This is a genomic window from Spirosoma terrae, from assembly GCF_010435915.1.
GTDB classification, from domain to species: domain Bacteria; phylum Bacteroidota; class Bacteroidia; order Cytophagales; family Spirosomataceae; genus Spirosoma; species Spirosoma terrae.
Genome location: NZ_JAAFZH010000018.1, coordinates 43,042 through 65,384, shown reverse-complemented (window position 1 = coordinate 65,384; position 22,343 = coordinate 43,042). Strand labels below are relative to the sequence as shown.

The window sequence follows — 22,343 nt, the reverse complement described above, 5'->3', positions numbered from 1 at the left end:
AGGTGATCTATTTTCTAAAAAAGGAGTGGTGCGAATTAAACGCTTACCGCTGCGGATTGTCTTAGCTCTACAGTCAACCAATAGGGTGTATGGACAAACAGACAAGACTGCAACAAACTCGTTACCTGTTAGCGCGGGCAGGCTTTGGTGCTACGCCCGCCGAACTTGAGACTGCCTCCCAGAAATCACTGCGCAAGCTGGTACGTCAGCTGATTCAGGATAGCGAGGACGTAGTAGAACTACGTGTTGTTGAGCCCGATGACAATGTAACGAAGAAAACGCTACGTGGCATGGTGCGCGATGGACAGCTGGATCGGGATATGCTGAAAGAACGTATCCGTCTGAATGCCGAGAAAGTTCGCGATCTAAACCTGCAATGGCTCGATCAGATGACGGCAGGGCGGGGAGCGCTACGGGAAAAAATGGCCCTTTTCTGGCATGGTCATTTTGCCTGCCGGACCATGGGGCAGAATCCACTCTTTATGCAGCAATATGCCAATACGATTCGGAAAAATGCGCTCGGCCGATTCGGCGATTTGCTGATGGCGGTGTCGAAAGAACCGGCTATGCTGCAATTCCTGAACAACCAGCAGAATCGAAAAAATGCACCGAACGAGAATTTCGCCCGGGAGGTGATGGAGTTATTTACGCTCGGGCGGGGGAATTACTCGGAACACGATATCAAAGAAGCGGCTCGGGCCTTCACGGGCTGGCAGTTTACGCCCGACGGGCAGTTCGTTTTTCGGGAGCGCGTTCATGATGAAGGTGAAAAGACGGTTTTTGGAAAAACCGGAACCTTCAAAGGCGAAGACGTTATTGCCATGCTCCTCGATAACAAGCAAACGGCCCGCTTCGTAACCAGCAAGATCTACCGGTTCTTTGTCAATGAGAATGAAGATAAAAGTCGGATCGATCAACTGGCCGACCAATTCTATAAAAGTGGCTACGACATTACCGGATTGATGGAGTCCATCTTTACGGCCGACTGGTTCTATGAACCTAAAAACATCGGATCGCATATTAAATCGCCGGTTGAGTTGCTGGCCGGGATGCGTCATGCCCTGGGTTTATCATTCGATCAGCCGCAACCACAAATTTTTGTTCAGCGGACACTCGGGCAGATTCTATTTTATCCGCCCAACGTAGCCGGATGGCCAGGGGGTAAGAACTGGATTGATTCGTCGAGTCTGCTCTTCAGAATGCAACTGCCAAGCTACGTACTGAAAGCACAGGAAGTAACGGTACGTCCCAAAGATGAGGGCGACGTAAATGTACAGGCACTGGCGCGAAAAGGCGGGCAGCGATTTCAGGTAAAGGTTAATTGGGACGATTTTGAGAAGCCTTTTCTTAAAACACCCGAGGCCGATCTGGCCGACGCCATTGCCGCTACGTTGCTGCCCTTTCCGCTCAATACGGATCAGCGAACACTGATTGCCAAACAGACTAATTCCACTCAAACGCAGTCTGAACGGATTCATGCCCTAACGGCCGCACTCATGAGTTTGCCCGAATATCAACTTACGTAATGTTGACTGATAGAATGAGTGAATGATAGAGTTGATGACGTAACAAACTGTCAATTCTAGCATTCAATCATCCTATCAGTCACTCATTCTACATTCAGTATGAACCGCAGAGACTTCATTAAGCAATCGGCCCTGACAACAGCGGGAACCATGTTGATCCCGCATTTTCTGAAAGCCTACGAAGCGCAGGCTATGGGTGGGCTGGACACATCGAACGGTAAAATTCTGGTCATTGTCCAGCTTTCGGGTGGAAACGATGGCCTGAACACCGTAGTGCCTTATCGGAATGACATCTATTACCGGGAGCGACCGACCATCGCTATTCGCTCGGAAAAGGTGTTGCCCCTGAACGACGAAATTGGGCTGCATCCGGCCATGAGTCCGCTCAAAGCGTTATATGATGATGGTCTGGTGACGGTCATTAACAATGTTGGCTACCCGAATCCTGATCGGTCGCACTTTCGGTCGATGGATATCTGGCAGACCGCCAGCGATTCGGACAACTACCTGCGTACGGGTTGGGTTGGCCGTTTCCTGGACGCTGCGTGTGCCGGTAAAGAGCAGCAGCCATTTCGCACCATCGAGGTCGACGATACATTGAGCCTTGCCCTGAAGGGTAGCCAGTTGAATGGGTTGGCCGTACTGGACCCCAAAAAATTATACAATCAGACACGTAGCGGATTCACCGCAAAGCTGAGCCAGGAGCACCACGACGACCACGAGTCGGTAGCCTATCTTTACAAAACGCTGGCCGAAACGGTTTCATCGGCGGAGTATGTGTATAGTAAAGCGAAAATTCAGTCCTCATCAACGACTTACCCCAACCATGAACTGGGTAATCGGCTACGTACTGTATCGCAAATGATTCAATCGGGTGTCGGAACGAGTGTTTACTACGTATCGATCAGCGGATTTGATACGCATATCAATCAGCCCGGTCAGCAGGAACGTTTGCTGGGACAATACGCCGAGGCCGTCGGAGCGTTCATGACTGATCTGAAATTGATTGGCCGTCAGAACGACGTATTGCTGATGACGTTCTCGGAATTCGGTCGGCGGGTAAAGCAAAACGCTAGCAACGGTACCGATCACGGAACGGCTAATAATGTCTTCCTGATTGGCGGTGGTATGCCATCGCGCCGGGTGCTTAATGAAGCGCCGAATCTAACGAAACTGACCGATGGTGATCTGACGTATTCCGTTGATTTTCGGCAGATTTACGCTACGTTGCTGCGCGATTATCTGAAGGCGGATGATACGGCTATTCTAGGGCGTAAATTTGAATCGCTGAAAATTGTTTAGTAGCCGTTGCCGCTTACTGCATTACGATAATATTTCAGCCTGTCGGTATAGAAGTATGGGTTAATCTGCGTTATTTCGCAAAGAGTCAATTTGTTTTCCACCGAATGGTAGGTATTATTATGGGTAGCCTCTCCGATCGCAACGTGATGCAGGAGGCCGCTGATTTTCTGACAACGCTGGGTATATCCTGGGAAATGGATATTGTTTCGGCCCACCGAACACCCGAAAAAATGGTTGAGTACGCAAAAACGGCACGTGCTCGTGGTATACGCGTTATTGTTGCCGGAGCAGGCGGTGCAGCCCATCTGCCCGGAATGGTTGCTTCCTTAACGACCCTGCCTGTGATTGGTGTTCCTGTGAAATCAAGTAATTCCATTGATGGCTGGGATTCGCTCTTGTCGATCTTGCAAATGCCTGCGGGTGTTCCTGTAGCGACTATGGCACTTGATGGAGCACGTAACGCGGGCATTCTGGCGGCCCAAATTATTGGAAGCTTCGACGAAGAGGTTTCCGAAAAGCTGACGAAATTTAAGGAAGAATTGAAAGAGAAAGTGGCCGATATGAGTCGCCAGCTAACCACATCCTAACCCATATTGGATTAATGGAAGCCGATAAACAAACAACAAATCCCCGTCCAGGTGACAATACCAGCCTGCCAGCCATAACCCTTGTTGTGCTGGTTGGATTGATTGCTGCGTTGCTATACGTTGGCTATGAATACATTGCCGATGATACCAACGGGTCCGACGAACTGACGAGTGTATCGTTAGATACGACATCTCAGCAACCGCTGGCTCAAAACAACGACTCGGAGATGTTGATGGCTCCCGAAGAAACATCCGATACGTCGACACAGCCCGCTCCAGTCGATCTGTCGCAGGCCGAAGCGCCCGCTGAAGCTCCCGAAGCAAATGCCGTTGCCGAAGACGTAGCAAAAAGTAATCGGGAAACAACGGATGGTCAGCCGGCTCCCGATGAGAAAGAGTCTGCTGCTAAGCCAGTTGTGGCAAAAACGGAAGCGCCTAAGAAAGAAATAAACGAAGAGAAGAAGGAAGAAAAGCCGAAAACGGAGAAACCTAAAGAAGAGGTTGTTGTCGAAAAAGCGAAAATCAAGCCGGGGGGCGTATCCAGTACGTATACCGTTGGTGCGGGAGAAACGTTCTACAGTGTAGCCAATCGGTACAACATGAAGCTGAGTACGTTGAAAGAAATGAACCCCAACGTATCGGAAAGCGACGTAAAAGCAGGCGTTACGAAATTAAAAGTAAAAGCCATGGCTATTCATACGGTTGGCCCCGGCGACGTATTACGTGTAGTCGCCCAGAAATATGGCGTTAGCAAAGAAGCCTTGATGCGGGCCAACAAGCGCGATAAAGATATTGCCAATCGTGGTGAGAAACTGATTATTCCGTATCCGGATAAACAGTAGAGTAGCCTGGACGTCCACGTCCGGGAGTGAACAAACGATTACTCCCGGACGTGGACGTCCAGGCTACTTACTTCTTCTCGTAGACTAACCCTACCGTAAAGCGGAGGTCGTTGTTTTGCCGGCCGGGAACGACCAGACTTTCGTAGGCATTGGCCAGGGTTGTCCGCAGACTGGTAGCAGCCGTTAATTTAACCTGAACGCTGACACTCGCATTCCATCGAACGTTATACTGGCCTATAGCGGGTTGATAAAAAGCCGTATGAGAAATCGTAAAGCGGTCTTTATCAAACGTATATTCGCCATAGAGCCGGGTTGAGTTTCGGAAGATGTTAATATCATCCAATTCTACGAAGTCGGTGTACTCCTGCATTACAACATCGGTGATCGAGATATAGGCTCGTTTACGATCAAGTAGTTTGAACCCCGCTCCAGCCGCCACCGTCCAGCGATGCGTAATCTGCCGCAGGTTACTACGTTCATACGAACCAAACGCCAGATAATAGAGCCGCTTTTCATGACGTAACGTGGTTCGCAGATCACCGAACCACTCGCGTTCGGCCAGGAGTCCGTTTTGCTTACCGTATACAAACGACGGGTTGCTGGATAGCTTGAAGTAGTTACTGAGCTGATAATCGATGGCACTGGTTAGCTGTAGTAAGGCCCGATCTACGTTCCCAGCCGTAATAGTGCCGTCGGCGGTGAAGCGGTAGCGTAGGGGAGGACGAGTGGGTTTTGGTGGCTCCGCTTTTATCGTATCTTTTTTGATAACTACCTGAGTCGAATCGGTTGTGCTTATTGTGATCGAGTCGGATTTGACTGTTTTTACGGTATCGGACAACGATGGACGTAATGGATCGGGCTGTTCAACAATTTGAGCAATTGCACAGACATTGATGAGGAAAAAGAGGAGCAGAACGACAAAAAAACGACTATTTTTCACGGAGTGTTGAGATGGTAACAGCCGCAACTTAGGAAAAAACTATAGATTTGGCCGACAGCTACGGCATCTATTTACCAAACTACCTTCACGCTCTACCCATTTATCATGATCCGCTGGGGAATCTTAGGACCGGGCCGAATTGCCCATAAATTCGCACAGGATTTGCTCACTGTGCCTGATGCACAGCTTTATGCCGTAGCTTCGTCCAACCTGGGCAGGGCGCAGGAGTTCGCTCAGCAATACGGAGCGACACACGCCTTGGGATCTTATCAGGAACTGCTCACCTTACCCGATCTGGACGTGGTTTACGTAGCAACGCCCCATACGCATCACCACGAAAACGTTTTGATGCTGCTCAATGGTGGTGTGGCTGTGCTGGGCGAAAAGCCGTTTGCTATGAACAGCGAACAGGTTCGCGACATGGTCGAAACGGCCCGGACGAAACGTGTATTCCTGATGGAAGCGCTCTGGAGCCGGTTTATGCCCGGTATAGTCAAGGCGCTTGATCTGGCTACGTCTGGCACGATTGGTAAGGTTGTTTCCGTAAAGGCTGACTTTGGCTTTAAGGCACAGTTTTCGCCCGAAGGACGGCTTTTCAACAAATCGCTGGGGGGAGGTGCTTTGCTGGATATTGGCATCTATCCGCTCTTTCTGGCTTATTTGATGCTTGGAAAACCGCAGTCGATTAAAGCATCGGCCAGTTTTGGGCAGACCGGTGCTGATGAGCAATGCGGCATGATACTGACTTACGAAAACGGGCAGCTTGCTTTGCTGGATTGCACGCTTCAGGCCAAAACCGACTGTGTGGGAATTATTCAGGGCGAACTGGGGCAGATTCGGCTCCACAGTCGTTTTCACGAAACAAAAGCGATTACGGTACAGCTGGAAGGGCAGGAGCCAGCCGTTTTTGAGTTTGACAGGGAAACGTTCGGGTACGAGTACGAAATCAGACACGTCATGGATTGTCTGACCGATCAGTTAACTGAAAGCCCGCTTTGGTCGCTGGCCGATAGCCTGAACCTGATAAAAATTCTTGACGACGTTCGGGCTGAGGCTGGCATTACGTATTAGCCCCCTTTTCTCCTTACCTTTGTGGCATGACAGACCGGTATGCTCAGCGCGGAGTTTCCGCAAGCAAAGAAGACGTTCATAACGCCATAGCCCAACTCGATAAGGGGCTGTTTCCGAAAGCCTTTTGTAAAATCGTACCCGATACGTTGGCTGGCGATCCTGATTATTGTACCATTATGCATGCCGATGGTGCCGGTACGAAATCGTCGTTAGCCTATCTGTACTGGCGCGAAACAGGTGATCTGAGTGTGTGGAAAGGCATAGCTCAGGATGCGGTGGTTATGAATACCGACGATCTGATTTGCGTAGGCGCTACAGGACCGATGTTGCTTTCATCGACGATCGGACGTAACAAAAATCTGATTCCCGGTGAGGTCATTGCCGAGATTATCAACGGAACGGAAGAAGTCCTGCAAATGCTACGTGATCATGGTATTGAGATCTACAGCACGGGTGGCGAAACCGCCGATGTGGGCGATCTGGTTCGGACCATTATTGTAGATAGTACGGTGATTGCCCGGATGCGACGCGATCAGGTGATTAGCAACGACCGTATTGAGGCTGGCGATGTTATTGTGGGGCTGGCATCGTTTGGGCAGGCAACCTACGAAACTGTTTACAACGGTGGTATGGGCAGCAACGGTCTGACCTCGGCCCGACACGACGTACTGGCACATTATCTGGCCGATACGTACCCGGAAAGCTTTGACCCAGCTGTTGATCGTAGTCTGGTGTACAGTGGCTCAAAAAAACTAACCGACGAAATCGCTGTTGGAAACGGACAAACCGTAAACGTTGGCCAACTGATCCTGTCGCCAACGCGTACCTACGCGCCCGTTGCAAAAGCCTTGCTTGACGAGCTGCGACCACATATTCATGGTATGGTGCATTGCTCGGGTGGAGCACAGACAAAAGTGCTTCACTTTGTTGATGATCTGCATATCATAAAAGATAATCTGTTCCCCATGCCGCCGTTGTTCTCGCTTATTCAGCAGGAAAGTGGTACGAGCTGGCAGGAGATGTACAAAGTTTTCAACATGGGGCATCGACTGGAAGTGTATCTGCCCGGCGACGTAGCGCAGATCGTTATCGATATGGCTAAATCGTTCGGTATTGATGCTCAGGTAATCGGCCGGGTTGAATCATATAGTGGTAAGAAAGTGACCATTCAGAGCGAAGTAGGTGAATTTATTTATTAGGTTACTTATTTGCTTTTCAATAACTTGGTGCCGAAAGGATTATTCCACCCAGACGGCACCATTTTATGAAAAAGATATACGTAATCAGTGCAGGGCTTTTACTAATACAAGCAGCGAACGTATACGGGCAAACAACCTACTTTGACCAGAACTTTGCGGCTGGTGGTACCACCGCTTCGTACGTCAGTGCTACGCCCGGCGTAAATCAGGTGGATGGCTTGTCGGGCCTGAGTGCTACGATCACTAACAACGCCGTCCAGTTTACGCGGCCTACCGATAGTGGAACAGGCTACATATCCCGCTCCTCCAATTTTGCTGGCACACCTACTTCCTTACATGTCCAGTTTAGTTTTGAGGTCATATCCCACGATCCCAGCGTAACGGGCACCAGTGCCGTCATGTTTTACGTGGGTAGTGGATTCAGCTCCGGCCCTACAAACCCTAACAATGCTGATACGTATGCCCGATTGGGTATTGCGTTAGCACCGGCACCAGCTAGTTCCGGGCAATTTCAGGCTCGTACCGTGCCGTCGGGTGGGGGAGGTACAACGAGTGCTACGTTTTCTGGGCGGCAAACCATTACGTTTGCCATGAATAATTCGGGTGCTACACTGCGTTACGTATCTCCAACCGGCGCAATGGAAAACCTGCCGAACGATACGTATGATATATGGGTTGGGTCAACAAAATTTGCTAATGATCAGGCTGTTCTGTCGCCGGGACAGTCCATCAATAATTTTAAGTTCCGGGTAAACGATGGCGTCGGTGTGGTGCAGATAGGGAATATACTGATGCGCGATATTAGCGGAGTTTTACCGGTTACACTCGTTTCGTTCACCGCCAAACCCGAGGGAAATCAGGTTAAACTAAACTGGGAAACAACGTCTGAACGTGGCGCTGACCGATTTGTCGTTGAGCGCAGCCGTGATCTGGGCGAATACGTATCAATCGGCGACGTTGCGGCCAGCGGAACCACTGATCAGCGTCAATACTATACCTTCGTTGACCCTTATCCGCTGGATAGCATAAGTTACTACCGACTCAAACAGATTGATGTGGATGGTCAGGTAACGTATTTCAAACCGGTATCGGTTAGTATGGACGACGTAACGCCTTCGCTGGCGCTAATCGGCAACCCAACCAACGGCCAGGCTATACACGTAGTGATACGTAACATGCCCAATGCTACGTATCGCCTGACTACACTGTCTGGCCGGGAGATAGTAGTCAGAGCTGATACGCAGGTCGATGGCTCACAAATTTTAATCCCCACCCAACCCCTTTCAACTGGTATTTATTTGCTACGTGTTTATTCAGGAGCGAAAAGCGTAGTGCAGAAAGTGATGGTAAAGTAGTTGTTGAACTCCACCTCAGTAGGGAGAGACTAAACCATTCGGCTCCAATAGCTAATCTTGTAGGTGGTAAATAGCGTAACAACAAACCTACTTTATCATTCACGTAAAATCCTCTACAAGATTAGCTCTCCCTACTGAGATTGAGCTACGCTAGTGCAGGCTCTTCTTCGTTTACAGTCTCCTGCTTCACGGTTACTGCTGGTGGTAACAGCTTGTATAATACCGGCGTTACTACGCGGGATAGTAATGTGCTGGAAATCAGACCGCCAATGAGTACCCAGGCCAGGGGCGAATACAATGGATTCCCTTCGATAGCCAGCGGAATCAGGCCGCCAATGGCCGTTAACGATGTGAGAACGATTGGAACGAAACGGATTTCGCCCGCTTCCTGAATGGCGTCAATCAACGGCATGCCCTGTTCGCGGAGCTGATTCGTAAAATCGACCAGTAGGATCGAGTTTTTTACCTCAATACCAATTAAAGCAATCAGACCGATAACAGCCACGAATGAAAACGGATTACCTGTAAAATACAGCGCCAGCACCGCGCCAATAATACCGAGCGGAATCACCGACAGTACAATCAACGTACTTTTGAACGTACCGAATTCCAGGACGAGCACGGCTATAAATCCGAAAATCGTAATCAGAATAATCGTGCCCAAACCACCGAACGACTTCGCCCGACTTTCTAATTCGCCCGCAGCCTGGTAGCTGAATCCTTCCGGAAACTTCATGGTATCGAGTTTCGCTAATACGTCGTTGAAGACATTATCGACCAGATAACCCGTTTTGACAAAACCCGTGATCGTTACGTAGCGATCCTTATCGTAGTGACGAATCTGATTCGTGCTGCTTTCAAATTCGAGATCGGCAATCTGGCGGAGCGGCACCGCCGAGCCTGTCAGCGTATTGACATACAGATTGCTGAGAACACGCTGATCAGCCACTTTCCCTTTCGGCAGCGTTACGTTGATCGTGTAGTCATCACCGTTGGGTTCTTTGAACGTACCGATCGGTAAACCCGCCACGGCCAACCGGATCGTACGGTTCACGTCGGCAATCGAGATGCCGAGCAATCCCGCTTTTTCTTTGTTGATCCGTACGCGCAGGTCGGTTTTCTGATTGGCGAGGGGGTTATTGACATAAATCAGGCCGGGCGTTTGTTTAAACGCTTTCTCGACGCGCGCGGCCATCACTTTCAGAGAGTCGAGGTTCTCGCCAAAAACGCGGATCGCTACCGGTGCTTCCTGATCGGGGCCCTGCTCAAAATCCTTGACCTCAATTTTCGCATTCGGATAGAGCGTAAATCGGTCGCGTAATTTATCGATCATCACTCGTTTTACGGCTGGCTCCATATCCACCAGTTGTACATAAAACTGGGCGTAATTGGGCGATTCGTTACGTTGGATGATGTTGTAATAGATGCGAGGCTGTCCGCGTCCTACGTTTGTTGTTACGTATTTGACATCGGGTTCCCGCTTCAGCTGACCTTCTACGTAACGCGCCACGCGGTCGGTTTCCGACAGGCTGGTGCCATCGGGTGTTTCGATATTGATCAGGAATTGTGGTTTTTCAGAAGCCGGAAATAGGCCGAAACCGACAATTTTAAACATGTATAAAGCGCCCGCAAACAGGATGCCCGCAAACAGCAACGTAACAACCGGATGGCGAAGTCCCCAATGCAGTAACCGGCTATACGAACCACTGATAACTCGTTTCAGCGCACGCATGAAGATGTTTCCTTCTGGATTATGCTCTTCTTTCAGGATACGGCTCGACAGGAAGGGTACGATGGTGAGCGAAACCAGCAGTGACGCCAGAATGGTGGTGACAACCGCCATCGGTAACGACCGAATGAAATCGCCGGAAGCTTCGGGAAGAAAAAGAAGGGGTAAAAAGGCCAGCACTAGCGTTACTGTGCAGCCAATGACAGCCAGTGTGATTTGTTTGGTTGCCTTGACGGCGGCCTCCCGTTTGGAATAGCCGTCGCGTAGATATCGTTCAATATTTTCAACCACCACAATCGAGTCATCGACCAGAATGCCCAGCGCTACGATCAGGCCAACGATACTTAGCTGATTGATACTGAAACCCAGAAAATCCAGGCCCGCCAAACCGATGGCCAGCGACAACGGAATGGAAATCATAACGACCACCGCAGCCCGGAAACCGAGCGGCAGCAAGGTCAGCGATACGAGCAGAATGGCCAGGGCGAAATCCTGCACAAAATGATCGAGTCGTTTGTTGACGCTCTCGGTCTGGTCGAAGTTTTTGACCAACGTAATGTGCGGAGGAAGTTTCTTCGCGAATCGCTCAATAACCGGATTCATTTGCTCGCCAACCTTCGCAATATTTTCGCCCGTTTTCTGCCCCGCTGTTACCAGCACGGCCCGGTGGCCGTTCAGGCGGGTGATATGGGTTTCGTCTTCGTAATTAAAATCAACATCCGCTATGTCGCGCAGGTAGATAATTTTCTGCCCGTTCGTCGACACAATCGTATTTCTGATTTCGTCGAGCGACTGATAATCCCCGGACGTTTTTACGTTGAACTTACGAGTACCTGCCTGAATACTGCCGCCGGGAATGTTGAGGTTTTCGGCCTGCAAAGCGCCGATCACCCGATTGATGGCTACACCGTTCTGCGCCATTTTCTCGATGTTCAGCGAGATACGTACAACCGATGCCGGATACCCCCAGTCTTCGGCATTTTTGAGACTTTTTAGTTTTTCAAATTCTTTTTTCAGATCATCGGCATAGTCGCCCAGTTCTTTGGATGACGCTACTTCCGATAGCAAAGCCACCTGCACAATGTTAACATCGGTCGGTGAAAACTTTTTGATATCGATCCGGTATATGTCGGTAGGGAGTTCCGATTTCAGCGCGTTAACCTCCCGAATAATTTCCTGGTATTTCTCATCGGGATCGACACCATAATCGTATTCCAGGCGGAAAACAGCCAGCCCATCGTCAACATTAGTGATGACGTGGTTCATGCTTTCGAGCGAGTTGAATCGGGCTTCGCCGGGATCGACAACCAGTTTCTCCATATCGAGCGCGTCGGTGCCGGGATAGATAACCGCCACCGCAAAACTGGGCGCTGTAAATTCAGGGTCTTCGCCCCTCGGCATATTAAACAGCGAATTGATGCCCAAGGCCGCTACGCCCAGGAAAAGTACCAGCATAAACTGCCAGTTTTTGACAGAAAATTCAGATAAGTTCATGTTGTTTTCCACACAGAGTTGCTCAGGAATCGCCACCTGTCTACAAGGCGGGATGACTGCATTATCTGTGTCCTCCGTGGTTAAAGGGTTATCTCACAACTACACTTGATTCTTCAGTCAGATAGGCTGATCCGGCGGTTATTACCTTTTGGCTATCGCTTAGGCCATTGGTGAGCAGCACTTTATCGTTATCGAGAAAGCCGATCTGAAGGGGTAGTTTGCGGACATGTAATGATCCACCGTTCTGTTTATCGTCGGCTAAGACAAAAACAAAACCTTCTTTTCCGTTTCCTTCCACAATGGCTTCAATAGGAACTACGGCATAGCTGCGGCTTTGTGCCGGAACGAGCGTTACTTTGGCAAACAAGCCGGGTGCTAATTTGGCTGCGCCGGGATTGATTCGTACTTCCACCTCATAGAGCTTGTTAACGGGATCGGCCGCCTGCGCCAGTTCGGTGATAGTGCCATTAAACGTTTGGTCAGGGTAGGCATCGAGTGCCACGCTGGCGCGGTTTCCAAGCCGAAGTCTGGCCCAGTCTTTATCCGAAACACCAACCCGAACGACCCAGTCGTTTGGCCGATTCGACGAAATCTGGTAAATGGTAGCACCGGGTGATGTCATCTCACCAGCATTAGCCATTTTGCGGGTTACGGTCCCATCTACCGTGGAGCGAATCTGGGCGTAACTGCGGTTAAACTGAGCGATGGTCAGGTTCTGTTTCGCTACGTTGGTTCCGGTGGTTGCGTTTTGCAGTTGTTCCAACGTAGCAGCCGTATCGGCATACATACTTTTCACCCGATTCAGATCGCGTTCGGCTTTTTCGTTGGCCAACTGAGCCTGGCTAACCTGGGCATTGATTTCGGTTAGGTCGAGGGTGGCCAATAGTTGACCTTTGCGAACGGTTTGTCCTTCCTCAACGAATAGCTGATTGATGATGCCTCCGATTTTGAAAGATAGCCGGGCTTCCCGTGCTGATGAGACGAGTCCCGAAGCAACAACCGGCTCGGCCCGAACGACAGTTTGTACGGGCGTAAGTTTGACTGGCACGACGGCTTCATCGGCTTTGTCGTTGTTGGGATTACGTTCAGCCTTGCTGCCACAGGCCCATAACGTAACGGTCAGGGCCAGCGATAGAATAAGATGTAGTGTTTTCATGATTGTAAAATCAGTAGGAACATATTGACGCTAAGGAGAATAGGATGGATTATGGTACGGCTACAGCGCGGTCGAGTGCTGCGCGTTTGATTAGTACGTCCATTCGGGCCACTGAATGCTGAAGCTGAGCCGTCAGGCGGTCGTTCTGGTAGCGCAGAAACTCAATCAGCAGCGCCTGTCCGTTACGGTATTTACTATCGATCACGCGAAACGTCTGATCGGCGTTGGTCATGCCGCTCTGCGTAGCGGTAAGGCTCTCATTGGCCGCGTTGAGGTCGTAGTACGCCTGGACTACCTGAAGCTGAATCTGTCGCTGAATTTCGGTCAGGCGGGTTTGCAGGGCATCGGCCTGAATTTTAGCCTGCTGAATTTTTGACCGTTTTTCATACCCCCGAAACAGATCCCATTGTAAACCGATCTGAGCGACTACGTAGGCCTGATTTTGAAAGGTATAGCCAAAACCCTGAAACCCTGTGTTACCGCCGATGTATACGTTGGGAATGGTAGCGTTGGCTTCATTGAGTCGAACGGCAGTTTGTGCGGCTTGTAACGAACCGCCCAGCTGAGCTAATTCCTGCCGTCCGTGTAAAGCCGTCTGTTGAAGATCGGGCAGGTTTTCTTTCGATTCTGGAAGAATCCTTGTCAGAGATGAGTCTACATCAATGGAGGTAGTCAGGTCGCGGTTTAGCAGAAAATTAAAGTAAGCCTGAGCCGTTGCGCGGTTTTTTTCGGCTACAGCCAGTTGCTGATCAACTTTGCTGATTTCATAGCGTGCCGAGGTTAGGACCTCTCTGGTCGCTACGTTATTGCTGACCAGCTTTTCGTTGAGCCTGCTTAACTCGTTCAAAACGCTACGTGAATTCGCGTAAATCCGAATAGCATCGAGTGTCTGCAGATACTGGTAATAAGCCGTAGCAATGGTATAACGGAGTTCGTTTTCGACGACGCGCTTCCGGGCCTCCTGAGCGGATACCAGCTGTTTTTGAATGAGGTAGTTATACTGAATGTCAGTATTGAAAATTGCGTAGTTGACACTGATTTTTGTGTCGTGGAAGTTATTGGGCGCCAGCAGCTCATTGACATTGGCAATGTTGGTGGGAAAATTATCGGCGCCGGTTAATTGGTTGAGTGTTTTGTAGACCGGATTAAGCATATCGCCCACCGGAAACTGCAATCGTCGCCCACCGGCTGCAATGGAATACGTAGGATTAAAAGCGACTCGTGGGTAAAACAGCGATTTTGCCTGGTTCAGCGATTCGGTCACGCGGCTAATTTCCAGCGACTCCTGCCTGAGCGACAGATTATTGGCCAATCCATCCCGGATGTAACCGTCCAGAATGACCGATTTACCGGTCGGTGTTGGCTGGCCTATGGCCGTGAGGGGAAGCAGTAATCCCAAAAAGCGGATACGTCTTAGAAGATGCTTCATGATCATGCATTAGTTAATGAACAGTGTTTAGTGGACGGATAAAAAAATAGCATAGCTCATTTACAAGCCATGCCGTAACGTTTTGCAAAATAGGTCAAATGCTTCATCCATAATGGGTTGGCGGTCGCATTCCGGGAACATGCCCAATCGTTTGCGCAGAAACAGAGCGGTGTAGCCATGAATTCCACTCCAGATCATCATAGAGGTTGCCTGAACGTCGTGCTTTTTAAAAATGCCAGCGTCCATACACTCCTGCACAATAGTCATCAACAGGCCAAATGCCTGATCGCCTTCAACCCAATCTTCCTTATCGAGTTTGTCCATTGGAGCCGTCATGATAAACATCAGGTCGAACAGTTCGGGGTTTTCGACCGCGAACCGGATGTAGGCCCGCCCCATTTCAACTAATCGTTCAAATGGATCACTCAATGATCTTAAAGACTGAAACTCAGAAACCATTTTGACAAAACCGCGCTGGTGCAGGGCATACAGCAGCTCGTTTTTGTCTTTGTAGTAGAGGTAAATAGTGGCTGGGCTGTACTCAATGGTGTCTGCTATATTGCGGATGCTAACTTTCTCATAGCCATTAGCCAGAAATAGGGTTTGAGCAGCATCAAGAATTAGCTTTCTCATCTCCTCTCGTTCCCGTTCCTTCCGTTCTGTAATGCCCATGATCTGATTTATTAACATTGCAAACTTAATGAACACTGTTCAGTATTTTGCAAGCTAGTCTTATTTTTTGATTAAAAATTGATTAAACGACCAATAAACTAGAGTAAATAGTTACCGTAGAATCAGCGATGCATTATTTTATTTAAAAAAAATGGTAAATAGCTGAACGGCAATTCATATGTGTATGGAGAGACTGCTACGTTTGTGCTATTTATTGGTAGTCATGGGCCTGTCTCTGATGGGTGGATATAAGGTAGCAGCCCAGGTTCCTAATTCGCTCGACTCGGTACGGGTTTATCTGAAAACGCATCTGAGTCAGGATACAAACTATGTGCGTGCCCTCAATGTACTGGGTCGCGAACTTCATTCGGGGGCTAATCCTGACTATGATAAAGCTGACTCTATATTACAGGTATCGGAGCAATTGGCCACCAAACTTCAGTACGGTATGGGGCTGGCTAAAGCCTATACCAACCGGGGTTCTATCTATTATCTGACCGACCGACAGCCGTTGGCCGTGATGTACTTTCAGAAAGCCCTCACAACGGCAGAAGAGTATAAGCTGACACCCCGATTTATCTGCGGGGCCATATCGAACGTAGCGGCCGCGTTGAGTAAACTTGGTCAATATGAGAAAGTGGCAGCTATGCAGCTACGTTCACTACGTCTTCAGGAACAATATAACATACAACCTCGCATCGCAACCACCTACGGTGGCCTTGGTAATGCACTCCGGGAGCTCCATAAATTCACTGAAGCACTGGCTTACTATCGGCAGGCGTTGGTCTTGATGCATGCCGAAAAAAACAGAAGAGGGGCCGCCATCATTGAAAACAATATGGGTATCTGCTACGATGGGTTGAAACGATATGATAAGTCGTTAGGTCTTTATAAAGCGGCCCTGAATCATGCGCAGGAAGTTAATTTTGACCTATTGCAGGCGGATATTCTGGTCAATATTGGTTTGGCCTTGAAGCTGTCAAACCGCCCCGGAGAGGGTATCCCCTTTGTGCAGCGTTCGCTGTCCATTGGCCAAAAACAGGCCAATAAAGCCACCATGGCTACGGCCTATTTTAATCTGGGCCAGATTTATGAAGAACTAAAAGAGTATAAGCCTGCCGAAGCGAACCTGAAGAAAGCACTCGAACTGGCAAAAGAGCGGGGCGACAAAGAACAAATTGCAGACTATACCCAGGGCCTGGCCGATTTGTACGGTGGTATGGAAAATTTTCAGCAGGCTTATGCTCTGCAACTCGAAAAGAACAACCGGAAGGATTCGCTGATTTCCATTCAGACCAATGCCGAAGTGCAGCGGCTGATTGCTCAGTACGAAACCGAAAAAAAAGAAGCACAGATAAAACTACTTCGTCAGCAGGCTCAGCTACGTAATGAAGAGCTGAACCGTGAGCAGGTTCAACGGAATGCGTTACTGATTGGTGGCACTATGCTGCTCTTGCTGATTGCAGCCGTAAGCGCGTGGCTACTCAATCGGGCCCGGCTCCAGCGTCTGGAAGAGGCCCAACGCTTACGCAGGCAAATTGCTCATGATCTTCACGATGAAGTCGGCAGTACGCTTAGTAGTATTTCGTTGCTCAGTGGTATGGTCAACCACCTCATTGCGCAAAAACGACCGGAGGCTGTGGAGCGGGCTATTCAGAAAATTAACACCGATGCCCGCCAGATTCTGGAATCTATGGATGAAATTATCTGGACGATCAACCCCGGTAATGACTCCTTACAACGAATTGCCATGCGACTTCAGGAATATGCTCAGCCCCTGATGGAGTCCAAAAACATTAGCTTCTCGTTTCAGATTGATCCAGCGCTAGTCGATATGCCTATGTCGATGGAGGTTCGCCGGAGTTTATATTTAATTGGTAAAGAGGCTATCAATAACTTAATCAAATACTCGGAGGCAACGCAGGCCAAGGTCTGGTTTGCCAGGAAAGATAATCAGCTCGAGGTATTGATTGAGGACAATGGCCGGGGGTTTGACGTAGCATTGCCTCGTGAACGTACTGGCCAGATCAGTATGAAACAGCGAGCTGAAGCCATAGGAGGATCATTGGATGTGCAATCTGCTCCTACGCAAGGTACCCGCTTAGTGCTGACAACCTCTATTGCCGGATAAAAACGACCTAAGTCTACTCTGACATCGATGAAACCAATTTACTATTGCCTGCTCACTACGTTCTGTCTGCTTCTGATCAGTAGCGATAGGCTAATCGCGCAAATACCCGGCTCGCTCGATTCGCTGGAAAATTATGTTCAGAGTCACTCTCCAACCGATACCAATTACGTGAATGCTCTGTTGAAAATGGGGAATCTGACTACACGGGCCAGGGCCAATTACGACCGGGCTGATTCCTTATTACGCGTGGCCGAAAAACTGGCCATCAAACTTAGTTTTGATCGTGGTATCTATCAGGCCAACACCTTTCTGGGGACCAACTACTACCTATCAGGCAGGCCGCAGCAAACCCTGGATTATCTGCTGAAGGCACTAGCCATTGCGGAAGCGAAGAAGCTTTCTCCGCGTGTTTTGGCCAACGCGATGACGAACCTCGGAACGGCTTATCGTAACCTGAATCAGCACGAAAAAGCCATCGACATTTCCTTACGTTCGCTTCGTATGCAGGAACAGTACAACATTCAGCCGCGCAACGAAAATACGTACAATGGGGTTGGGCTGGCGTTGAAAGAGGCCCGACGGCCTCGCGAAGCCATCGGCTATTTCCAACAGGCATTGGCATTGAACCAGCAGTTGAAAGCGCCGTACGGTATAGCTATTACTGAACAGAATATTGGTCGATGCTACGATGACCTGAACCAGTACGACAAAGCGCTGGCTTACTACCGTACGGCCCTTAAACACGCCAGAGAGTCTGAATCGAGGTTGCTACAGTCGGATATCTTAGTCAATACGGGTCTGGTCTTACGAGAGCTGAAACGGCTGGACGAAGCTAAACGCGCTATCGAGCAGGCATTGGCTATTTCCATCGAGCAGGAGAACAAAGGAGCAATGGCTACGGATTATTTCAATCTGGGGCAAGTCTACGAGGAACTCAACGACTATAAGCTGGCGGAGTTGAACATGAAGAAGGCGCTGGCGCTGGCCAACGAGCTGGATGACAGTAAGAAAATAGCCATCTACACGCAGGGACTGGCCGATCTGTACGGGGGTATGAAAGATTTCCAGCAGGCTTACGTCTTTCAGCTCGAACGAAACCAGCACATGGATTCCACGATTACCGTTCGTACATCGGCCGAAGTGCAGCGAATGATGGCCAAATACGAAACAGAGAAGAAAGAAGCTCAAATTAAGCTCCTGCAGCAGCAGGCCAAACTCAACCGGCAGGAGAACGAGCGCACCCGTTTTCAGACCAATGTCCTGATTGCGGGCAGTGTGCTGCTTCTGCTGCTGGGGGCTAGTGTGAGTGCCTGGCTGCTGAATCGGTCCCGGCTTCGACGGCTCGAAGAAGCCCAGCGTTTACGCAGGCAAATTGCGCATGATCTTCACGATGAAGTCGGCAGTACGTTAAGTAGCATCTCAATGCTGAGTGGGCATACTGATGCCCTGCTCAGCCAGAATCGCCCCGAAACGGCTCAGAAAATGGTGCAGAAAATCTATACCGATGCGCGCCAGATTCTCGAATCGATCGATGAAATCATCTGGACAATCAATCCCGGCAACGACTCGCTGCAACGAATTGCTCTGCGTTTGCAGGAATATGCCCAGCCGCTGATGGAATCGAAGGCTATTCGTTTTTCGTTCGTGATTGATCCAACCCTGGAGACTGCCCCCATGTCGATGGAGGTTCGGCGGAGTTTGTATTTAATTGGTAAAGAGGCTATCAATAATTTGGTTAAGTATTCAGGAGCGACAGAAGCTACCGTTCGGTTTGAACGAAAAGACAGCAAACTTCAGGTCGTGATTGAAGATAATGGCCAGGGTTTCGACCTGACGCAGCCCCGCGAACGTACCGGTCAGACCAGTATGAAGCAACGGGCCGAAGCAATGGGTGGTTCGCTGGATGTTCAGTCGGCACCGGGTCAGGGTACTCGTTTACAACTGGTTGTCAATCCATAAGGGTCATACATTTATCCGATTTATTGGTATTCATGAGTAGGTTACTTTTGTCAGGTATTGCTGGCAAACGGACGATTTCATGAAAAGAGATCATCATAGGGTTACTAATCAGTCTGATGGCGCTGCTGTCTGGATGTGGTAAGAAAGACAAGGCAGACGTAACAAAATTCGATGGGTCTACAATCGAAGGTACCTTTTCGATGAAAACCTATACTACTCAACAAAAACGGGAGGTGGTAATAACAAATGGAACCTTTAAAGTACCCGTAGAGAATCTATGATTCGAGTCTCTATTTTTGACGATAATACGTCGTTACGAGAAACACTGGCCCTGATTATCGAGGCTACCGACGATTTGATCGTGACGGGACAATACCCGAATGCGCTTCAGGCGGTAGAGAATGTCGTTGACAGTCAGCCCGATGTCATTCTGATGGACATTGACATGCCTGGTCGTACGGGTATCGAAGCGGTTAAACTGATCAGGGAACGTACCACACGCCCTAAAATTCTGATGCTTACGGTGTTTGAAGACGTAGAACGGATTTTTGCGGCTATTTCGGCGGGGGCGGTCGGCTATCTGCTGAAAAAAACACCCGCCGATAAGATTATCGAAGCCATCCGGGAAGTCATGTCGGGCGGAGCGGCTATGTCTCCGTCTATTGCGCTCAAAGTGTTGGAAGCCTTTCGGCAACCAAAGGCAAATGAGTTTTTGTTGACCGACAAGGAAAAAGACGTACTGCAACGTCTGGTAGAAGGAGATAGCTACAAACTCATCGCGCACCATTGTAACATTAGCATGGGAACCGTTCGTACGCATATTGTCAATATCTACGAAAAACTCCACGTCAATTCCAAGTCCGAAGCAGTCGCTAAGGCGTTGAAAACGGGATTATTTAAATAAAGCCTGGTCTACGTTTTTACGACACCAGCAAAAGACGGATTATGACTATCAATGCGTTCCCTGCTTTCTGCTTATTGATCACAGCCTTATCGGCCTGTCAGCCAAAATCATCGAAAACAGACTCGCTGCCGGCTGATTCAACCATAACGGTTTCCTCTACGCGTGTAGCGGGGACGGCTGATAATGATTTTCTGGTAGTTCCCGGCGAACGTGTTGGCCCGGTTACTGCCACAACATCCGAAGCGGATTTGCTTGAGCAGTTGGGCAAATCGGTCGTAACGGCAGGCGATACGTTGTATGGACCGGAAGGGTCTACGTTTTCCGGCACTACGCTCTACAAAGGCACTCCAGACGAAGTGCAGATTATCTATAGCGATGAGCGACGTAGTAAACCCGAAACGGTACTTATTCGGCCAACGCTGGTTGATGATGAGGGTAATCCAATTCCCGGCTTAGCGGCTTCGCAGTGGCACACAACTGATGGACTACGTATCGGTACGACCTTGAAAGAGCTGGAACAACGTAACGGAAAGCCATTCAAAATCTGGGGTTTTGCGTGGGATTATGGCGGAGTACTTTCCGACTGGCAGGGTGGTCAGATGAGTAAGCTCGCTAAGAAAACGCCCATTACAATAACCTTCGGTCCGCCAGCCATAATGACTGCCAAACAGGAAAAAGCGTATAACTCGGTTATGGGCGATAGCCAATTCGTATCATCGATTCCGAATTTGCAAGTACTAAATCCTATTGTTGTTACTATTGGGGTTGGGTTTGACCGATAAGCTAGCCTGTCTATTTCAGTGGCTCTTTCTGCTATGAACGCTTCGACTACTCAGTCCATTCTAGAGCAGCTTGCTCAGGGTTCGCTCAGCGTAGCGGAAGCTGAATCGTATGTTCAGGTCAATGAAAAATCGTCGTTGCATAGACTGAAAGCGGGTTTTTCCTGGCTTTTATTACTGGTATTTTTTAGTGTTGGTATCTTTTTAGTGTATCACGCCTGGCAGGTAACAATGAGCCAGGCGTCGGAGAACGCCAATATCCGGGAAACCAACGGAACCGTAGCCCAGATGGTACGTAAAACCACGGGCCGTCGGTTGTGGGCGCCGGTCGTTACGTATCAGGTCGATGGGAAATCCTATTCGTTTGAGAGTGAAGTAGCGTCGAGCCCACCAGCTTATACAGTTGGTGAGCAGGTGGTTGTTACGTATGATCCAGGCCAACCCCAAAAAGCCGCAATCAAATCCTTCTGGATCAACTGGCTACCGCTCTTATTCTTTGGCGGCCTAGGAGGGGCGCTCGTAGTGGTCAGTCTATTGGGGATAAGCGCATTAAGCCGAAAAAGAACCTATTTAGAACCGGAGCTAGTACGGCAGACGCTTGTTTTAGTGTCTACTGGTTCGATGAGTGTTCAGGAAGGAATGGCTCGCTTGCAAGTCGATAAGCCTGCTACGTCTGAAACGAAATCGGGAGGCTGGGGGTGGCGTATCGTTATTGGCGGTTTACTGATTACGGTTATCTATTTCAGTGTGCAGCAAATAGGTCGTTCATGGTGGCTTCTTGTGCATGGCGTTACCACCAGCGGCAACGTAGTAGATATGGTCCGTAAAATAAAAGGCAATACAAGCGCGCCCATTGTTCGGTATTCCGTTGACGGAAAAACCTACGAACTTGCCGGGAACACCTATTCCAGTCCAGCCGCTTATTCAATCGGCGATCAGGTAGCGGTAATCTATGATCCGGAGTCGCCCGAATCGGGAGCTATTCAGTCATTTTCTGAGCAGTGGGCGGGGCCATTGCTCAGCATTGGTTTATCGGTCTGTTTTCTGTTACTCTTCCTATATTCCCAAATCAAGGCAAAACGCTCCGCTCGGATTGGGTAGTTATACGTGTATTGTCTTCTCTGTTATTTCTTGGGTTTTGATATAATGTGCTGATTTGTAGTGGTTTATTCTTTGTTTGGCTGCTAAGCGTAGTTTCCCTATCATACATTTATCCGATTGATCGACGTAGAGGACGTAGGTAGTTTTGACACAGGTTTTCGACGGTC

General features: G+C 49.3%; 17 protein-coding genes. 12 read left to right on the top strand and 5 right to left on the bottom strand.

Going from position 1 to position 22,343, the window contains the following annotated elements; translation table 11 throughout:
- The first annotated feature begins 89 nt into the window (after window positions 1-89).
- The 4 genes from GK108_RS26840 to GK108_RS26825 all read left to right on the top strand — a co-directional run bounded on the left by GK108_RS26840 (window position 90) and on the right by GK108_RS26825 (window position 4,257).
- Window positions 90-1,526, top strand: a complete 1,437-nt coding sequence (locus tag GK108_RS26840; protein ID WP_163954675.1) for a DUF1800 domain-containing protein — start codon at window positions 90-92, stop codon at window positions 1,524-1,526.
- Between the two features lie 99 nt (window positions 1,527-1,625).
- Window positions 1,626-2,828 carry a DUF1501 domain-containing protein gene (locus GK108_RS26835; RefSeq protein WP_163954674.1) on the top strand — a complete coding sequence of 401 codons (1,203 nt, stop codon included), beginning with the start codon at window positions 1,626-1,628 and terminating at the stop codon, window positions 2,826-2,828.
- 104 nt (window positions 2,829-2,932) lie between these two features.
- Complete coding sequence (gene purE, locus GK108_RS26830; protein ID WP_163954673.1) at window positions 2,933-3,415, top strand: 5-(carboxyamino)imidazole ribonucleotide mutase; 483 nt, start codon at window positions 2,933-2,935, stop codon at window positions 3,413-3,415.
- 14 nt (window positions 3,416-3,429) lie between these two features.
- Window positions 3,430-4,257: a LysM peptidoglycan-binding domain-containing protein gene (locus tag GK108_RS26825; protein WP_163954672.1), complete on the top strand. Its 828-nt coding sequence runs from the start codon at window positions 3,430-3,432 to the stop codon at window positions 4,255-4,257.
- Window positions 4,258-4,324: 67 nt separating this feature from the next.
- Here the strand turns inward: GK108_RS26825 and GK108_RS26820 are convergent, their stop codons facing one another.
- Window positions 4,325-5,197 (bottom strand): DUF481 domain-containing protein, encoded by an 873-nt coding sequence (locus GK108_RS26820; RefSeq protein WP_163954671.1) that lies wholly within the window; start codon window positions 5,195-5,197, stop codon window positions 4,325-4,327.
- 105 nt (window positions 5,198-5,302) lie between these two features.
- On the opposite strand from GK108_RS26820, the gene GK108_RS26815 reads away from it, so the two are divergent.
- From GK108_RS26815 to GK108_RS26805, 3 genes are all read left to right on the top strand, one after another.
- On the top strand, window positions 5,303-6,268 hold the full coding sequence (locus tag GK108_RS26815) for a Gfo/Idh/MocA family protein (protein WP_163954670.1): 966 nt from the start codon (window positions 5,303-5,305) through the stop codon (window positions 6,266-6,268).
- A 26-nt stretch (window positions 6,269-6,294) separates the two neighbouring features.
- On the top strand, window positions 6,295-7,467 hold the full coding sequence (locus GK108_RS26810) for an AIR synthase related protein (protein ID WP_163954669.1): 1,173 nt from the start codon (window positions 6,295-6,297) through the stop codon (window positions 7,465-7,467).
- A gap of 65 nt (window positions 7,468-7,532) precedes the next feature.
- Window positions 7,533-8,822 carry a T9SS type A sorting domain-containing protein gene (locus tag GK108_RS26805; protein ID WP_163954668.1) on the top strand — a complete coding sequence of 430 codons (1,290 nt, stop codon included), beginning with the start codon at window positions 7,533-7,535 and terminating at the stop codon, window positions 8,820-8,822.
- 145 nt (window positions 8,823-8,967) lie between these two features.
- On the opposite strand, the gene GK108_RS26800 is transcribed toward GK108_RS26805, so the two are convergent.
- The 4 genes from GK108_RS26800 to GK108_RS26785 all read right to left on the bottom strand — a co-directional run bounded on the left by GK108_RS26800 (window position 8,968) and on the right by GK108_RS26785 (window position 15,302).
- Window positions 8,968-12,045 (bottom strand): efflux RND transporter permease subunit, encoded by a 3,078-nt coding sequence (locus tag GK108_RS26800; RefSeq protein ID WP_163954667.1) that lies wholly within the window; start codon window positions 12,043-12,045, stop codon window positions 8,968-8,970.
- 88 nt (window positions 12,046-12,133) lie between these two features.
- Window positions 12,134-13,201 carry an efflux RND transporter periplasmic adaptor subunit gene (locus tag GK108_RS26795; RefSeq protein ID WP_163954666.1) on the bottom strand — a complete coding sequence of 356 codons (1,068 nt, stop codon included), beginning with the start codon at window positions 13,199-13,201 and terminating at the stop codon, window positions 12,134-12,136.
- A gap of 49 nt (window positions 13,202-13,250) precedes the next feature.
- The gene (locus GK108_RS26790; protein ID WP_163954665.1) at window positions 13,251-14,630 is read right to left on the bottom strand and encodes a TolC family protein; all 1,380 of its coding nucleotides are present in this window, start codon (window positions 14,628-14,630) and stop codon (window positions 13,251-13,253) included.
- A gap of 60 nt (window positions 14,631-14,690) precedes the next feature.
- Entirely contained in the window at window positions 14,691-15,302 is a 612-nt protein-coding gene (locus GK108_RS26785) for a TetR/AcrR family transcriptional regulator (protein ID WP_163954664.1), read from the bottom strand.
- A 184-nt stretch (window positions 15,303-15,486) separates the two neighbouring features.
- Here GK108_RS26785 and GK108_RS26780 point away from each other — a divergent pair, with 184 nt between their 5' ends.
- The 5 genes from GK108_RS26780 to GK108_RS26760 all read left to right on the top strand — a co-directional run bounded on the left by GK108_RS26780 (window position 15,487) and on the right by GK108_RS26760 (window position 22,176).
- Complete coding sequence (locus tag GK108_RS26780; protein ID WP_170305422.1) at window positions 15,487-17,433, top strand: tetratricopeptide repeat-containing sensor histidine kinase; 1,947 nt, start codon at window positions 15,487-15,489, stop codon at window positions 17,431-17,433.
- A 27-nt stretch (window positions 17,434-17,460) separates the two neighbouring features.
- Window positions 17,461-19,392: a tetratricopeptide repeat-containing sensor histidine kinase gene (locus tag GK108_RS26775; RefSeq protein ID WP_163954663.1), complete on the top strand. Its 1,932-nt coding sequence runs from the start codon at window positions 17,461-17,463 to the stop codon at window positions 19,390-19,392.
- A 277-nt stretch (window positions 19,393-19,669) separates the two neighbouring features.
- Window positions 19,670-20,296: a response regulator transcription factor gene (locus GK108_RS26770; RefSeq protein WP_163954662.1), complete on the top strand. Its 627-nt coding sequence runs from the start codon at window positions 19,670-19,672 to the stop codon at window positions 20,294-20,296.
- 41 nt (window positions 20,297-20,337) lie between these two features.
- Window positions 20,338-21,078: a hypothetical protein gene (locus GK108_RS26765; protein ID WP_163954661.1), complete on the top strand. Its 741-nt coding sequence runs from the start codon at window positions 20,338-20,340 to the stop codon at window positions 21,076-21,078.
- A 33-nt stretch (window positions 21,079-21,111) separates the two neighbouring features.
- Window positions 21,112-22,176: a DUF3592 domain-containing protein gene (locus GK108_RS26760; RefSeq protein ID WP_163954660.1), complete on the top strand. Its 1,065-nt coding sequence runs from the start codon at window positions 21,112-21,114 to the stop codon at window positions 22,174-22,176.
- Window positions 22,177-22,343: the final 167 nt, after the last annotated feature.